At 57.9% G+C, this 15651-nt stretch carries 11 protein-coding genes; 3 read left to right on the forward strand and 8 right to left on the reverse strand.

Annotation, left to right across the window (positions count from 1 at the left end; translation table 11 throughout):
• The first annotated feature begins 145 nt into the window (after positions 1 to 145).
• Entirely contained in the window at positions 146 to 4048 is a 3903-nt protein-coding gene (gene hrpA, locus AB3N39_RS09950) for an ATP-dependent RNA helicase HrpA (RefSeq protein WP_367897268.1), read from the forward strand.
• Between the two features lie 70 nt (positions 4049 to 4118).
• Here hrpA and AB3N39_RS09955 read toward each other — a convergent pair whose 3' ends face one another.
• From AB3N39_RS09955 to AB3N39_RS09975, 5 genes are all read right to left on the reverse strand, one after another.
• The gene (locus tag AB3N39_RS09955) at positions 4119 to 4778 is read right to left on the reverse strand and encodes an O-methyltransferase (RefSeq protein WP_367897269.1); all 660 of its coding nucleotides are present in this window, start codon (positions 4776 to 4778) and stop codon (positions 4119 to 4121) included.
• 75 nt (positions 4779 to 4853) lie between these two features.
• Complete coding sequence (locus tag AB3N39_RS09960; RefSeq protein ID WP_367897270.1) at positions 4854 to 6233, reverse strand: efflux transporter outer membrane subunit; 1380 nt, start codon at positions 6231 to 6233, stop codon at positions 4854 to 4856.
• Complete coding sequence (locus AB3N39_RS09965) at positions 6233 to 7312, reverse strand: HlyD family secretion protein (protein ID WP_367897271.1); 1080 nt, start codon at positions 7310 to 7312, stop codon at positions 6233 to 6235. The genes AB3N39_RS09960 and AB3N39_RS09965 overlap by 1 nt, the downstream gene beginning before the upstream one ends.
• A 22-nt stretch (positions 7313 to 7334) precedes the next feature.
• Positions 7335 to 8987, reverse strand: coding sequence for an MFS transporter (locus tag AB3N39_RS09970; RefSeq protein ID WP_064790983.1), 1653 nt, complete (start codon positions 8985 to 8987; stop codon positions 7335 to 7337).
• Positions 8988 to 9145: 158 nt separating this feature from the next.
• Positions 9146 to 10465: an MFS transporter gene (locus AB3N39_RS09975; RefSeq protein WP_248174042.1), complete on the reverse strand. Its 1320-nt coding sequence runs from the start codon at positions 10463 to 10465 to the stop codon at positions 9146 to 9148.
• A gap of 328 nt (positions 10466 to 10793) precedes the next feature.
• On the opposite strand from AB3N39_RS09975, the gene AB3N39_RS09980 reads away from it, so the two are divergent.
• Positions 10794 to 11588, forward strand: a complete 795-nt coding sequence (locus AB3N39_RS09980; protein WP_367897272.1) for a YdcF family protein — start codon at positions 10794 to 10796, stop codon at positions 11586 to 11588.
• A 55-nt stretch (positions 11589 to 11643) separates the two neighbouring features.
• Here AB3N39_RS09980 and gap read toward each other — a convergent pair whose 3' ends face one another.
• The gene (gene gap / locus AB3N39_RS09985; RefSeq protein WP_288461741.1) at positions 11644 to 12645 is read right to left on the reverse strand and encodes a type I glyceraldehyde-3-phosphate dehydrogenase; all 1002 of its coding nucleotides are present in this window, start codon (positions 12643 to 12645) and stop codon (positions 11644 to 11646) included.
• A 189-nt stretch (positions 12646 to 12834) separates the two neighbouring features.
• Here gap and cybB point away from each other — a divergent pair, with 189 nt between their 5' ends.
• Entirely contained in the window at positions 12835 to 13365 is a 531-nt protein-coding gene (cybB, locus tag AB3N39_RS09990) for a cytochrome b561 (protein ID WP_111964665.1), read from the forward strand.
• A gap of 44 nt (positions 13366 to 13409) precedes the next feature.
• Here cybB and AB3N39_RS09995 read toward each other — a convergent pair whose 3' ends face one another.
• The gene (locus AB3N39_RS09995; RefSeq protein ID WP_136194833.1) at positions 13410 to 14477 is read right to left on the reverse strand and encodes an oxidoreductase; all 1068 of its coding nucleotides are present in this window, start codon (positions 14475 to 14477) and stop codon (positions 13410 to 13412) included.
• 13 nt (positions 14478 to 14490) lie between these two features.
• The gene (locus tag AB3N39_RS10000) at positions 14491 to 15234 is read right to left on the reverse strand and encodes a DeoR/GlpR family DNA-binding transcription regulator (RefSeq protein WP_115875010.1); all 744 of its coding nucleotides are present in this window, start codon (positions 15232 to 15234) and stop codon (positions 14491 to 14493) included.
• Positions 15235 to 15651 lie beyond the last annotated feature (417 nt).

Below are 15651 nucleotides of genomic sequence, written 5' to 3' on the forward strand. Positions count from 1 at the left end.
ATTCACAATCCTGCCATAGAGATAGCGCAATATATCGAAGCCTATGTTCGAATTTTTTGAATAAGGCGCGAAAGGCGTCATTGTGGTACTCTATAGCAATCATTAAAAAGAGAATTTATCAGGGCGTGTACTGCCCTTTAACGCTATGACAGAACAACAAAAATTCACCTTCCCGATCCTCCTGCAACAGCTCGATTCTCTGATGCTGCGCGACAAACAGCGTTTCGCCCGCCGTCTGCACGGCGTTAAGAAGGTTAAAAATCCTGATGCTCAGCAGGCCATTTACCAGGAGATGGGGAAAGAGATTGAACAGGCGGCAGGGAAAGTCTTGCTGCGCGAAGCCGCGCGACCGGCGATTACCTACCCGGAAAACCTGCCCGTCAGCCAGAAAAAACAGGACATCCTTGAGGCCGTCCGCGACCACCAGGTGGTGATTGTCGCGGGTGAAACCGGTTCGGGGAAAACCACCCAGCTGCCGAAAATCTGTATGGAGCTGGGCCGCGGGATCAAAGGCCTGATTGGCCACACCCAGCCGCGTCGTCTGGCGGCGCGCACCGTTGCCAACCGTATTGCCGAAGAGCTGCAGACGGAGCCGGGCGGCTGCATCGGCTACAAGGTCCGTTTCAGCGACCACGTGAGCGATAACACCATGGTCAAGCTGATGACCGACGGTATTCTGCTGGCGGAAATCCAGCAGGATCGCCTGCTGATGCAGTACGACACCATCATCATTGACGAAGCGCACGAGCGCAGCCTGAACATCGATTTCCTGCTCGGCTACCTGAAAGAGCTGCTGCCGCGCCGCCCGGATCTGAAAATCATCATCACCTCCGCGACCATCGATCCGGAGCGCTTCTCGAAGCACTTCAACAATGCGCCGATCGTCGAGGTGTCAGGACGCACGTACCCCGTGGAAGTGCGCTATCGCCCGATTGTGGAAGAGGCGGATGATACCGAGCGCGACCAGCTGCAGGCCATTTTTGATGCCGTTGACGAGCTGGGTAACGAAAGCGCGGGCGACATTCTGATCTTCATGAGCGGCGAGCGCGAAATCCGCGACACCGCCGATGCGCTCAGCAAGCGCGACCTGCGCCATACCGAGATCCTGCCGCTGTACGCCCGTCTGTCCAACAGCGAGCAGAACCGCGTCTTCCAGCCGCACGGCGGGCGCCGCATCGTCCTGGCGACCAACGTGGCGGAAACCTCGCTGACCGTGCCGGGAATTAAATACGTTATCGACCCGGGCACGGCGCGCATCAGCCGCTACAGCTACCGCACCAAGGTCCAGCGGCTGCCGATTGAGCCGGTCTCTCAGGCGTCCGCAAACCAGCGTAAAGGCCGTTGCGGCCGCGTGTCGGAAGGGATCTGTATTCGTCTCTATTCCGAAGATGATTTCCTGTCGCGCCCGGAGTTTACCGACCCGGAAATTCTGCGCACCAACCTGGCGTCCGTTATCCTGCAGATGACCGCGCTGGGGCTGGGCGACATCGCGGCGTTCCCGTTCGTCGAAGCGCCGGATAAACGCAACATTCAGGACGGCGTGCGTCTGCTGGAAGAGCTCGGGGCGATTACCACCGACGAGCAGGCGACGGTCTACAAGCTGACGCCGCTGGGCCGCCAGCTCAGTCAATTGCCGGTCGACCCGCGTCTGGCGCGCATGGTTCTGGAAGCGCAAAAGCACGGCTGCGTGCGCGAGGCGATGATCATCACCTCTGCGCTCTCCATTCAGGACCCGCGCGAGCGCCCGATGGACAAACAGCAGGCGTCTGACGAAAAGCACCGCCGCTTCCACGACAAAGAGTCCGATTTCCTCGCCTTCGTGAACCTGTGGAACTACCTCGGCGAGCAGCAGAAAGCGCTCTCCTCGAACCAGTTCCGCCGCCAGTGCCGCGTGGATTTCCTCAACTACCTGCGCGTGCGCGAGTGGCAGGATATCTACACCCAGCTGCGCCAGGTGGTGAAAGAGCTGGGCATTCCGGTGAACAGCGAACCGGCGGAGTACCGCGAAATCCATATCGCGCTGCTGACCGGCCTGCTGTCCCACATTGGAATGAAGGACGCCGAGAAGCAGGAGTATACCGGCGCGCGCAACGCCCGTTTCGCCATCTTCCCGGGTTCCGGCCTTTTCAAGAAGCCGCCGAAGTGGACCATGGTCGCGGAGCTGGTGGAAACCAGCCGCCTGTGGGGACGCATTGCGGCCCGTATCGATCCGGAATGGGTGGAGCCGGTGGCGCAGCATCTGCTTAAGCGCTCGTACAGTGAACCGCACTGGGAGCGCGCGCAGGGCGCGGTGATGGCGACCGAGAAAGTGACCGTTTACGGCCTGCCGGTGGTCGCCGCGCGTAAGGTCAACTACAGCCAGATCGATCCGGCCCTGTGCCGCGAGCTGTTTATCCGCCACGCGCTGGTGGAGGGTGACTGGCAGACGCGGCACGCCTTCTTCCGTGAAAACCTGAAGCTGCGCGCCGAAGTGGAAGAGCTGGAGCATAAATCGCGCCGCCGCGACATCCTGGTGGATGATGAAGCGCTGTTCGAGTTTTACGACCAGCGCATCAGCCACGATGTTATCTCTGCCCGCCACTTCGACAGCTGGTGGAAGAAGGCCAGCAAAGAGACGCCGGACCTGCTCAACTTTGAAAAGAGCATGCTGATTAAAGAGGGAGCGGAGTCGGTCAGCAAGCTCGACTACCCGAACTTCTGGCATCAGGGCAACCTCAAGCTGCGTCTGACCTATCAGTTTGAGCCAGGGGCAGACGCGGACGGCGTGACCGTCCACATTCCGCTGCCGCTGTTAAACCAGGTGGACGAGAGCGGGTTCGAGTGGCAAATCCCCGGCCTGCGCCGCGAGCTGGTGATTGCGCTGATCAAATCCCTGCCGAAACCGGTGCGCCGCAACTTTGTGCCTGCGCCAAACTACGCGGAAGCGTTTTTGGGCCGCGTCACGCCGCTGGAGCTGCCGCTGCTGGACGCGCTGGAGCGTGAATTCCGCCGCATGACCGGGACGACCATCGACCGCGACGACTGGAACTGGGATCAGGTGCCCGATCACCTGAAAATCAGCTTCCGCGTGGTGGACGATAAAAACAAAAAGCTGCTGGAAGGGCGTTCCCTGAGCGAGCTGAAAGAGGCGCTGAAAGGCAAAGTCCAGGAGACGCTCTCTGCGGTGGCCGACGACGGCATCGAGCAGAGCGGGCTGCATATCTGGAGCTTTGGCCAACTTCCGGAAAGCTACGAACAGAAGCGCGGCAACTATAAGGTCAAAGCCTGGCCTGCGCTGGTGGACGAGCGCGACAGCGTGGCAATCAAACTGTTTGATAACCCGCAGGAACAGCAGCAGATGATGTGGCGCGGGCTGCGTCGCCTGCTGCTGCTTAATATCCCGTCGCCGATTAAATATCTGCACGAGAAGCTGCCGAACAAGGCCAAGCTGGGGCTCTACTTTAACCCGTACGGCAAGGTGCTGGATCTGATTGACGACTGCATCTCCTGCGGCGTGGACAAGCTGATCCACGAGGCGGGCGGTCCGGTCTGGACGGAAGAGGGCTTTGCCCAGCTTCATGAAAAGGTGCGCGCGGAGCTGAACGACACCGTGGTGGACATCGCGAAGCAGGTGGAGCAGATCCTCACCACCGTGTTCAATATCAACAAGCGCCTGAAGGGGCGCGTGGATATGACCATGGCGCTCGGGCTGTCAGACGTGAAGGCGCAGATGACCGGCCTGGTTTACCGCGGCTTTGTGACCGGCAACGGCTTCAATCGTCTCGGCGATACGCTGCGCTATCTGCAGGCGATTGAAAAACGGCTGGAGAAGATGGCCATCGATCCGCACCGCGATCGCGCGCAGATGCTGAAAGTGGAGAGCGTCCAGCAGGCGTGGCAGCAGTGGCTCAACAAACTGCCGCCTGCCCGCCGCGACGATGAATACGTGCAGGCGATCCGCTGGATGATCGAGGAGCTGCGCGTCAGCTTCTTTGCCCAGCAGCTCGGTACGCCGTATCCGATTTCGGATAAGCGTATTCTGCAGGCGATGGAGCAGATTTCCGGTTAAACCCTTGCCGGGTTTTCTCCCTCTCCCTGTGGGAGAGGGTCGGGGTGAGGGCATCAGCCCCGCACAATTTTCACCCGTTCACAATCGCCAGCGTAAACCCATCCCATCCCTTAACCCCCACCGTTTGCAGCGCGGTGGCGGTTAAACGCGGATTATCTCCTTCCATCTCAATAAAACGCCGCACGCCCAGCACGCGCGCGTCGTCGCTTTCCCCGTTGATTACCTCGCCGTCACGCACCACATTATCGCCGATAATTACCGTGCCGGGGCGGGAGTAGTGCAGTGCCCACTCCAGATAGCCGGGATTGTTTGGCTTATCGGCATCAATAAAGATCAGGTCGAACGGCGGAACGTCGCCGAAATTCTCCAGCGAGCTCAGCGCCGGGCCTTCAATTAATTCAATGCGTTCGTTTAACCCCGCAAGCTGAATATTCTCGCGCGCAACGCGGGCATGCGTGGGATCGGCCTCAAGCGTAATCAGCTTACCGTCCGGCGGCAGCGCACGCGCCATCCAGATTGAGCTGTAGGCACCCAGCGTACCGATCTCAAGTATCCGCCGCGCCTGCGTCATGCGCACGAACAGCGCCAGCAGCTGCCCCTGATTGGCCGCTACGTCGTGCTCGGGGAGCCCGGCGCGTTTGTTGTTTTCCAGAACCTGATTCAGTACGTCATCGTCAGGGATAAGAGAAGAAATCATGTAATTATCTACGGCAGACCATTTTTGTTGCATAGATTGACTCCTTGGGTTTTCTTCCTCGCCCTGTGGGAGAGGGCCGGGGTGAGGGCATCAGCGCCCAAACCGGGTTTACGCGCCATTCCAGCCGCCGCCCAGCGCTCTGTACAAATCAATCTGCGCCAGCAGCAGGTTATTTTTCACCTGCACGACGCTGGTCTGAACCGAGTACAGCGTGCGCTGCGCGTCCAGCACGTCCAGATAGGAGGAGTAGCCGTTGCGATTGCGGTTCTGCGCAATGCGCAGCGTCTCCTGGGCCACCTCCTGCTGGGCAAGCAGCTCCTTCAGCTGTTCCTGATAGCGACTTATCGCATCAAGGCTGTTGTTCACTTCGGCAAACGCGTTACGCACGGTTTTTTCATAGGCGTACAGCGCCTGGTTACGCTGGGACTGAGAAATATCCACCTGCGCATTCAGCGCCTGGCGGTTCAGCAGCGGGGCAAGGATACTACCTCCGACGCTCCAGAGCTGAAGCGGGTTGTCCAGCAGGCCGGAAAGGGTGCGATCCTGAACCGAACCGGTGGCGGTCAGGTTGATCGACGGCAGCAGGCTGGCGCGCGACGCCGCGAGCGAGGCGTCAGCCGCCACCAGCTGGCGTTCGGCCTGGACGATATCCGGCCTGCGGTTCAGGAGCGCAGAAGGCAGCTGTGACGGGAGCTTCAGGGGCGTCAGCGTCTCATAGCGTTCGCTGCGCGCCACCGCGCCGGGATTGCTTCCCAGCAGCAGGCTGAGGGCATTCTCCTGCTGCGCAATCTGATGCCGCAGCACGGGAACCTGCGCCCGCGTTGAGCGCAGTTCGGAATCCGACTGCATCAGCTCCAGGCGCGAGCTGTAGCCCGTCTCAAACTGACGTTTCGCGAGGTTAAACGCCTCTTCGCGCGATTTCAGCGTGGATTCGGTCACGCGCAGCTGTTCGTCAAGCGAGAGCAGGGTGACGTAGCCGGATGCAACGGAGGAGGCAACGGTCAAATCCGCGGCCGCGGCGGCGGCTTTTTGCGCCGCCAGCGAGGCCTCGGCGGCATTGGCCGTGCTGCGGTTGACGCCCCAGATATCCACGTCATAGCTCGCCGTCAGGCTACCTCTGTACAGCGTGCCGTAGACCGGCAGCCCGGTCGCGGCGGATTGTGAACGGGCGCGCGTCCCGGTTACGCCCGCGTCAAGCGAAGGAAACAGGCTCCCGTCAGCCGCATAGACCCGCGCCTGATACTCGTTAATTCGTTCGCGGGCGATCAGCACGTCGCTGTTATTCTTAAGCGCCTGATCCACATAGCGGTTGAGGTGGTTGTCATGAAAATTGCGCCACCAGAGCTGCTCCGCCGGGCTGGCAGGGCCGGAGACGGTGCGCCACTGCGCAGGAATTTGCAGCGTCGGCTGCACCGGTTTTACGTCTGCGGACTGGCATCCGGCCAGCATGACCGCCGCCGCCAGCGCGGCAATCGGGCGAAGGATCATTACTTCGCCTCCCGCGTATCAATGGTCACCTGTACCGACATACCCGGACGCAGCAGCGCGGAATCTTCTGGCTTACCGAGCACCTCAATGCGCACCGGAATACGTTGGGCGATTTTGACAAAGTTGCCGGTGGCGTTGTCCGGCGTGATGGCGCTGAACTCCACGCCGGTCGCCGGGGAAATACTCTCCACGCGGCCCTGATACGCTTTGTTGTTCAGGGCATCTACGGTGAACTTCACCGGCTGGCCGACGCGCAGCTCTGCGAGCTGAGTCTCTTTAATATTCGCAATGACCCAGTGCTGAGGAGGCACAAGGGTGGTGAGATGGGTTCCGGCGGTCACATACGCCCCGAGACGCACGGCGATCTGGCCGAGCTGGCCGTCGCGCGGGGCGATGATGCGGGTGTTTTGCAGGTCAATCTGCGCCAGCTCAAGCGCCGCTTTCGCGTTTTCGACATCCGCCTCCAGCGCGCCGCGGTTCACAATCACCGTCTGCAGATCCTGACGCGACATCTCAAGGGCGGCTTTCGCCTGGTCGATGTCGGCACTGCCCTGGGCGGCACTGGCCAGCGCCGCGTCGCGCTCGCGAATGGAAAGCGAGCCGTCAGAGGTCAGCTCTTTCACCCGCTTTAAATCCGCCTGGCTTTTCAGGCTCTGGGCGCGGGCATTTTTCAGCGCGGCGTCATTTTTGGCGATGACGGCTTCGGCGCTTTTACGCTGCTGCAGGTTGTTATTCAGGGCGGCAATTTTCATCGCCAGCTGCGCCTCGGCCTGATGCACGCGCTGCCGATAGATTCGGTCATCGATCTGCACCAGCAGGTCGCCTTTTTTGACCTGCTCAAAGTCCTGAACCTTGACCTCAGTGATATAGCCGTTTACCTGCGGGCTTATAAACGTCGTCTGACCGCGCACGTAGGCATTATCGGTAAACTGTGTGTGGCGGGTGAACGGCGGCAGCTGCCACGCGTAAAGGATCACCAGCACGCCAACAATACCGATGGCGGCGGCGGTAAAAACGGAAACAATGCGCACATTTTTGCGGGTGTTGGCCTGCTCTTTGGCGGCATCCTGCTGACTCATAAACTCTCCAGAACTCTTTCAATTATTTATTGCCGGTGGCGTTCTTCAGCGCCAGACGGGCAGTGATGCGCAGGCGCAGCAAGCGCCATAAAATCCAGACCAGCGTGGCGGCAGCGATGCTCGCCGTCAGCAGATAAGTATCGTTATAAGCCAGAATATTCGCCTCCAGCGTTGTGACCGTTTGCAGCTGCGTTATCGCCTGCGTTCCCAGCAGCGCGCTGTCGCCGATCAGGCTTTTATACATCTGGGTATAAAGCTGAATTCGCTCGTTGACCAGCGGATTGAGCGTGGTGAGCTGGTCCGCCAGCAGGCTGGAGTGGTACTTCTCGCGCCAGGTCTGGAAGGTGCCGAGGATCGCGGAGCCCAGCAGGCCGCCGAGGTTCTGGCTCATGCCAAACATCACCGAGAAGCTGACCAGGTTGCGTGGGTCGGCGATCACGCCGCCAATGGCGGCCAGCATGGCGGGCGCCAGGAAGAAGGCGCTGCCGAAGCCGAGCAGGAACTGGCTTACCATCAGCTGATCCGGGCGGGTCAGGTTGTTGGACTGGCTGTCCAGCAGCGAGGCAACAATCATCAGCGCCAGAGACGTGATGATTGGCCACGCCAGTTTCGTCGGCTTGATGGTGAGACAGCTGGTGACAATTCCGCAGACGATCCCAGCGAAAATAGACCACGCCAGGTGCGTCATCTGCTCGTTCTGTAAGCCTACGTACTGCAGCCAGCCGATGACACCGGTGTTTTGCTCTGCCAGCACGATACGGATCAGCAGCATAATCAGCCCCAGGCGGACGATGCTGCCGCTCGACAGCCAGCGGGTGTTCAGCAGCGGGTTAGTGCGGTTATGTTCAAAGACGATGGCCGCCACAATCAGCACCAGCGATAGCGCCAGCGACCAGCCAATCCACGGCGCTTCGAACCACCAGTCAAGGCGGCCTAACGAGAGTACGGCGCAGAGCAGGGCCATCCCGGGGGCCATTAAAAAGAAGGTGATAAAGTCTTTTTTCTCGAATACCTTGCGCCGGTCGCCCGGCGGCAGTTTTAAGGCTATCACGCAGGCCAGGGAGATCAGCGCCAGCCCTAGCTCGAAGAAATAGAGCCCGCGCCACTCGTCCAGCTGCAGCAGCTCGGTTGAAAACAGGCGCGCCAGCGGGATGGCGAGCGACGACCCGGTGATGCCAATGGTCAGCGCCTTCAGGCGGTGCTTCGCAGGCCAGGCCTGGATCTGGTAATAAATCCCCAGCGAGCTGAGCGCGGCGGCCACCATGCCGTGCGCGGCGCGAACCATCAGCGCCGAGCTGAGATCGTTAACGAACAGGTGGAAAAAGGTGACCAGCACGTACAGCACCAGAAACCCTTCCGTAAAGGCCCGCAAACCGTACTGCTGGCGGAATTTGACCAGTAGCAGGTTAATGGAGATGTTGGTCATCACATAGACCGCGGGCAGCCATGCGATTTCGGTCGACCAGGCGCCGAATGTCCCCTGCAAATTTTGCAAGTTGGCGGTCACCACCGCATTCCCCAGCGCCCCCGTCAGGCAGACCAGCAGGCCCACGACGCCGTAGGCAATGCGTTTTGGCGTACTGTGTTCTGGCGTGGAGGGCGAACCCAGCAGGGCGGGTTTCTCATGTGGCTGCCACTCGCGAGGAGCATAAGGGTCGCGTTCGGGCAGGCGCATAACGTCGTTTACCTTAGAAATGATTGAATAATTAGCGGGCTAGCGATTCTACGTCTGCCGCAAATGATAATTCAAGTGAATATGATTTACGCATGTTAATCAAATGGTGAAGGGAAATTTAAGGAAAAAGAGCGGCCCGCAGGACGGGCCGGGAACGGTCAGAGACGTTCGGGCTGCGCCTGGATGAGTGTTGCACGCTTAACGCGGCTGGCGCAGAAAATCGCGATTAAGGAAATGGTTACCGTGACGGCAAGATACCAGGCCACCGGCACCCAGTCGCCGTCATATTTTGCCAGCAGGCCGGTGGCAATCAGCGGGGCGGTACCGCCGGCCAGCGCGGCACCCAGCTGATAGCCGAGTGTAATGCCGGTGTAGCGCACGTTTGCACTAAAAATTTCAGAGCACAGCGTGCCGAGTACCGCCGTGACAGGGGCCCACAGCACGCCAAAGGCGATGACCGTCGCGAGCACGATGCCCCAGGTTGTACCGGTATTGAGCAGCATAAACCACGGTACGATAAACAGGCCAAGCACGAAGACGCTGATTGCGTACATGCGCTGACGGCCTATTTTATCGGAGAGCAGCCCCATCAGCGGGATCATAATGGTCGCCACCAGGGCTCCCAGCGTCACGGCCTCAAGCGCCTGTGATTTTTGATAGGTCAGCGTGCTGGTGGCATAGCTCACTACAAACGTAGAGAAGATGTAGAAGGGGGCGGTTTCAACCACCTTCAGACCGGCGGCGATCAGCACTTCACGCCAGTGATGCTTCAGCGTATCGCGCAGCGGGGCCTTAGCCACCTGACCGGACGCTTTGACTCTCTTAAAATCGGGCGTTTCATCAATATCCTTGCGGATCCACAGGCCGAGCAACACCAGAACCGAACTCAGCAGGAACGGGATACGCCAGCCCCAGGAGAGAAAATCCTCCTCGCTGAACAGAGTCATCAGCGAAACGATAAAGGTTGCCATCAGCATGCCGATGGTGACGCCCGCTTGCGGAATGCTGCCGAAGAAGCCTTTACGTTTTTCTGGCGCGTATTCATAGGCCAGCAGCAGCGCGCCGCCCCATTCACCGCCGATGCCCATCCCCTGAATGATGCGCATCAGGATCAGCAGAGCGGGAGCCCACAGGCCAATCATCTCATACGTGGGCAGCAGACCAATCATGACGGTTGCACCCCCCATTAGTGAGAGGGTTAGAACGAGGGTTTTTTTACGTCCGATGCGGTCGCCAATATGGGCGAAAAGTACCCCGCCAATGGGGCGAATAAAAAAGGTTAATGAGAAAGAGAGATACGAGAGAATGAGACCGATCACCGGATCGACCATCGGGAAAAAGATCTTATTGAAGACCAGCGCGGCCGCCGTACCGTAGAGAAAATAGTCAAACCATTCAATGGCGCTCCCGGTAAGGCTGGCGATTAATACCTTTTTATTTTTTCGTAATACCGTCGTCGTACTTTCATGTTCTGTCATGACCTGAAACCCCGCCACGTTGATGATGAGAGAGAGGTGTCACCTGGCGCGCTTCAGGTGCAACCTGTGATGATGAAAAAGGTTGTGAAATTGTTAAGCAACTTAGGGTTGGATGTTGTTTTTGGCAAGCGAAGGGGGGATAAAACTGGTCAGATCACGGTGAAATAAGCAGCGCCGGGTGCTTTTACATAACGTCTGCACAATACAATGTTTTGTAAGGCTGGAAATCAAAAGCATAATAGGCAGGTGCAACCCGATGATTTTTGGATGTTTCTGGTTATTTCAGAAAATGATAAATTCGGCGCTTCAACAACGTGAGGAGTTCACCATGGTTCAGCCCCATTTTCCCGTTCTGGCGAATGCCACGCTGGCGGCCATCAATACTGTCGGTGAATGGCTGGCGCAGGATGATCTGAGCGTGACGCGTCAGGCCCCGGAGATAGATGCGGTGATTCTGGCTGGAAACGCGGTGATCCCAACCATTGACGCGGCCTGCCGTATTGCCGCGCAGAGAGAAATCCCGCTCCTGATTAGCGGCGGCATCGGGCATTCGACCACCTTTTTATATGCTGCCATCGCCAGTCATCCGCGTTACCACACCGTACCGGTCGCAGGGCGGGCCGAAGCAAGCATTCTTGCCGACATTGCGCGGGAGTTCTGGCAGATCCCGCAGGGGCATCTGTGGGTTGAGGATCAATCCACCAACTGCGGTGAAAACGCGCGCTTTAGCTGGAACATGCTGAAACAGCGTCATCGAACGACCGGGCGGGTGCTGGTGGTGCAGGATCCGACGATGCAGCGCCGCACGATGGCGACGTTTGCCCGCGTTTGTCGGGATGAGTCCGAGTCACCGGAGTGGACAAGCCATCCCGGGTTTACGCCAACGCTGCAAAACGGAAAAGAGGGCGTGGAATTCGGTGAGGGCAACACCGGGCTGTGGCCCGTTGACCGCTATCTTTCTCTGGTTCTGGGGGAACTGCCGCGCCTGTATGATGACGCCAACGGCTATGGCCCGGCCGGGCGGGATTATATTGCTCACGTTGAATTCCCCGAGGCCGTCATGGACGCATGGAAACAGCTGCAGCAGGATCCGGTCCTGAAGGTGACGCGAAAAATCATCTGAGCACGGAACAATTCCCTCGCCCCAATGGGGAGAGGGTTAGGATGAGGGGAAAAAATCACAGTGCCGCAAACTTATCCAGCGTCCGCACCAGTTGAGTGACGAAACCGTATTCGTTGTCATACCAGGCAACGGCTTTCACCAGCTGAAGTTCTCCCGCCTCTGACACCTCCGTCTGCGTGGCGTCAAACACCGAACCATAGTGCGAGCCAATCACATCTGACGACACAATTTCTTCGTCGGTATACCCAAACGATTTATTGCCCTGCGTCGCCTTTTTCAGCGCGGCGTTGATCTCCTCAACGGTGACTTTCTTGCCCAGAATGGCCACGAGCTCGGTTACCGAACCCGTTTTTACCGGCACGCGCTGCGCGTGGCCCTTAAGTTTGCCGCTGAGCGCAGGGATCACCAGGCCAATGGCTTTGGCGGCACCAGTGGTGTGCGGAATAATGTTCTCTGCCGCCGCCCGGGAGGCGCGAAGGTCTTTCCCGCGCGGGCCATCTACCAGCGCCTGCGTACCGGTATAGGCGTGAATGGTGGTCATGGTGCCCACCTTAATTTCAAACGCATCGTTCAGGGCTTTCGCCAGCGGAGCGAGGCAGTTGGTGGTGCAGGAGGCGACGGAGATGATGGTATCACTGGCGTTAATGGTGTCGTCATTAACGCTGTAGACGATAGTTTTCATGTCACCCGCAGGCGCAGAAATCAGCACTTTCTTCGCGCCGGCGTCCAGGTGCGCCCGTGATTTCTCTTCAGAAGTATAAAAGCCGGTGCACTCCACGACGATATCCACGCCTGCGGCTTTCCACGGAATGTGCTTCGCCTCTTTCTCGGCGTACACCGCAATGGTTTTACCGTCCACAATCAGCGCATCCTCGGTGAAGTCCACGCTCCACGGGAAGCCACCGTAGTTGGAATCATGCCTTAGCAGGTAGGCCAGCACTTTCGGGGAGGTGAGGTCGTTGATGGCGACGACGGTATTACTGTCCTGGGTTTCAAGAAGGCGACGCAGTACAAGGCGCCCAATGCGTCCAAAGCCGTTAATGCCAATTTTACTCATGGTGTTCTCCTGTAAACGTGTCGATGCGACAGTTTGAACTCATCCAGGCTTAGACCATCACGGGCAGGGCGGCAATTGAAGATGCTTCATGCGGGAGGAAGTATTTGAAAAACCATACAGAAAAGTTAATGAATTTTTAAGGAAAGGGGATTATGTTGGCGCGGTAACTGTTTTTAATCGAGAAATCACATGCGCACTAAATATACAAGCCTGCAAATCGGCATCCACTGGCTGGTGTTTCTGTTAATCATCGTCGCCTACTGCGCCATGGAGTTCAGAGGTTTCTTCCCGCGCACCGCGCGCCCGGCGATCAACATGATCCACGTCTCTTGCGGTATCAGTATCCTGGTGCTGATGGTGACGCGTCTTCTGGTTCGCCTGAAGTTCCGCGCGCCACCGATTCAACCGAAGCCAAAAGCGATGGTGACGGGGATGTCCCATCTGGGGCATCTGGTGGTTTATCTGCTGTTTATTGCGCTGCCGCTGATTGGCATTGTGATGATGTATAACCGGGGTAGCGACTGGTTTGCTTTTGGCCTGGCGATGCCGCATGCGGCAGAGTCAAATTTTGACCTGGTTGATGTGCTGAAAGAGTGGCACGAAACGCTGGCAAATCTGGGCTATTTTGTGATTGGCCTGCACGCCGCGGCGGCGCTGATGCACCACTATTTCTGGAAAGATAATACCCTTCTGCGCATGATGCCGAAAAAGCGTTCGTAGTCTTTAACGCTTGCCGGGTGGCGATGCGCCACCCGGCTTGTTTTTTAACCCAGCAAAGCACGCTCTTCGGCAGTTAACGCCAGCCCCTGAGTTGACCCCGTCTCCGACGACTTCACCGCCGCTTCCAGCACGGCCATCACCGCTAATGCCTCAACAGGGTGGACAGGATTGGCGATTTCCCCGCGTAGCGCATCACGCACGTTAATATAGTACTGTCGCTGATCGCCTTTCGGGGTAGGGATCGTCTGCGGTGCGCCGTCGGCCCCAAAGAACACCATACTGTCGCTGTCTTCGCCCCAGGTTTCACTGCCAGGAGTCACCCCTGCGAGCAGCTGTGCTTCCTGCTGATCGATTCTGGCCTTCACCACGCTGCCCTTGTCCCCGTTGACGGCAAAGCGCGCCGTACCGCCTGCCACCAGCATGCTGGCGTGCAGAATCACCTTATGCTCCGGGTAGTTTAAGACCACGTGCGCCCAGTCGTTAACTTCAGCGCCGTCGCGCAGCGTCGCGATATTCCCCTGAACCGACTGCGGCAGGCCAAAGAGCTGCAGCGTCTGGTCTATAAGATGAGGCCCCAGGTCAAACCACAGGCCACTCCCGGGGACGTTCTGCTCGCGCCAGCGCACGCGCACTTCCGGGCGGAAGCGGTCGATGTGCGATTCAAGGTGTTTAACCTTGCCGAGCGTGCCTTGCTCAATAACCTGCTTAATGCCGAGGAAATCGCTGTCCCAGCGGCGGTTGTGGAAGACGGAGAGCAGCAGCTGCTTTTCCTCCGCCAGCGCAATCAGGTCGCGGGCTTCCTGCATGTCAAGTGTAAAAGGTTTATCCACGACCACGTGTTTACCCGAGTTCAGGGCCAGCGTCGCCAGCGGGGCGTGCGTGGCGTTGGGGGAGGCAATCACTACCAGGTCAACATCAGGATGCTGAATAGCCTCTTCAGGGGTGGAGACCACCTGTACGTCCGGCAGATCGCGTTTTACCTTCTCTTCATCGCGAGAAGAGACAACTGCCAGCTTAAGCCCGTCCACAGACTGGATCAGCGGGGCATGGAAGGTTTTCCCGACAAATCCATACCCGATCAGCGCAATGTTGATTGTTTGAACTTTACTCATGACCTTCTCCACGTTAATTCGCGCACACCGTGACCTGCAATGCGCCAGGGTCCCCAAGCTCAGGCCAGGGACGATCTAAAAAGAGTTGTTGAATGTTGGATAACCCGGAAACCAGATACGGCTCGCAGCGGTTAATTTTCAGATGATCGGCGACAATCCAGTGCACGTGGCTTGCGTCGAGCATTGCGCGTTTAACCTCGGCATCCGCTTCTTTACCGGCGCTCAGACCGAGTTCGGCATGAATGGCGCACGCCCCGAGGATGGCGATATCTGCCCGATAACGGGACAGCAAAGATAACGTGGCGCTTCCGGCAAACAGGCGCTGCTGGTGGTCCCATTTGCCGCCGAGCAGGATCAGCTCAACGTCTTCCCGGTCGCTAAAGTGCTGGGCGATATCCAGCGACGTGGTAATGACGGTGAGCGGCCCCTGAAGAAAGGTGGCGACGGCCATCACCGTGCTCCCGGCATCCAGAAAAAGGGTGGAGCCCGGTGGAACCTGCTGTGCGACCTGCTTACCCAGGCGCTGTTTGGTCTCCGGCAGCAGCGTATTGCGGCCCTGACGGTTCATGGCTGAGAGATTCAACGCGATGGCTCCGCCGTGGTTCTTCTGCGCCAGGCCCTGGTTCTCCAGGTCGGTCAGATCCCGACGAATGGTATCGGCTGAAACCTGCAGCTTTTCGGCCAGCTCGGTGATGCTGGCCTGGCCTTGCTCGCTCAGGATATCCAGAACGTAGCGTTGACGAGCGGTTTTGTGCATGGGGGTACATTCCTGCAAAATGTCGCAATAGTTTGCATAATACAGCATTTTAACGCAGAGAAAAGGGCAATGTCGTTTTGATGTCGGGGAGTGAGGTGATGATTCAGATGCGTGATTATTAAAATTTTATTAAAAAGGTATAAGCAAGCCGTTTTGAATGTTAATCATAATGTTATTGTTATGTTTTATTTAACAGTTTGGGTTATGTAACCACTGCACCATCATTGTCTGGGTTTTAATTCTGTTAAATGGTGATAGTTCGGTTTTTAATTGCTTTAATTAGTTTATTAATGGCATTAAATTTTAATTGGGCCTGTTTGGCTACTTAAATTGACACTTCTTTGAAAATCTTTGTGTCTGACCCGAGAGGAAATTAACGCAAAAATGTGCAGGGAGCAAATTAAGAATTTTCCTTAA

Origin of the sequence: Enterobacter vonholyi, from assembly GCF_040834095.1 — a bacterium.
Classification (GTDB): Bacteria; Pseudomonadota; Gammaproteobacteria; order Enterobacterales; family Enterobacteriaceae; genus Enterobacter; species Enterobacter vonholyi.

Coding starts and splice junctions, on each gene's coding strand:
- hrpA (WP_367897268.1), top strand. CDS start 146: ATGACAGAACAACAAAAATTCACCTTCCCGATCCTCCTGCAACAGCTC.
- AB3N39_RS09955 (WP_367897269.1), bottom strand. CDS start 4,778: ATGCAACAAAAATGGTCTGCCGTAGATAATTACATGATTTCTTCTCTT.
- AB3N39_RS09960 (WP_367897270.1), bottom strand. CDS start 6,233: ATGATCCTTCGCCCGATTGCCGCGCTGGCGGCGGCGGTCATGCTGGCC.
- AB3N39_RS09965 (WP_367897271.1), bottom strand. CDS start 7,312: ATGAGTCAGCAGGATGCCGCCAAAGAGCAGGCCAACACCCGCAAAAAT.
- AB3N39_RS09970 (WP_064790983.1), bottom strand. CDS start 8,987: ATGCGCCTGCCCGAACGCGACCCTTATGCTCCTCGCGAGTGGCAGCCA.
- AB3N39_RS09975 (WP_248174042.1), bottom strand. CDS start 10,465: ATGACAGAACATGAAAGTACGACGACGGTATTACGAAAAAATAAAAAG.
- AB3N39_RS09980 (WP_367897272.1), top strand. CDS start 10,794: ATGGTTCAGCCCCATTTTCCCGTTCTGGCGAATGCCACGCTGGCGGCC.
- gap (WP_288461741.1), bottom strand. CDS start 12,645: ATGAGTAAAATTGGCATTAACGGCTTTGGACGCATTGGGCGCCTTGTA.
- cybB (WP_111964665.1), top strand. CDS start 12,835: ATGCGCACTAAATATACAAGCCTGCAAATCGGCATCCACTGGCTGGTG.
- AB3N39_RS09995 (WP_136194833.1), bottom strand. CDS start 14,477: ATGAGTAAAGTTCAAACAATCAACATTGCGCTGATCGGGTATGGATTT.
- AB3N39_RS10000 (WP_115875010.1), bottom strand. CDS start 15,234: ATGCACAAAACCGCTCGTCAACGCTACGTTCTGGATATCCTGAGCGAG.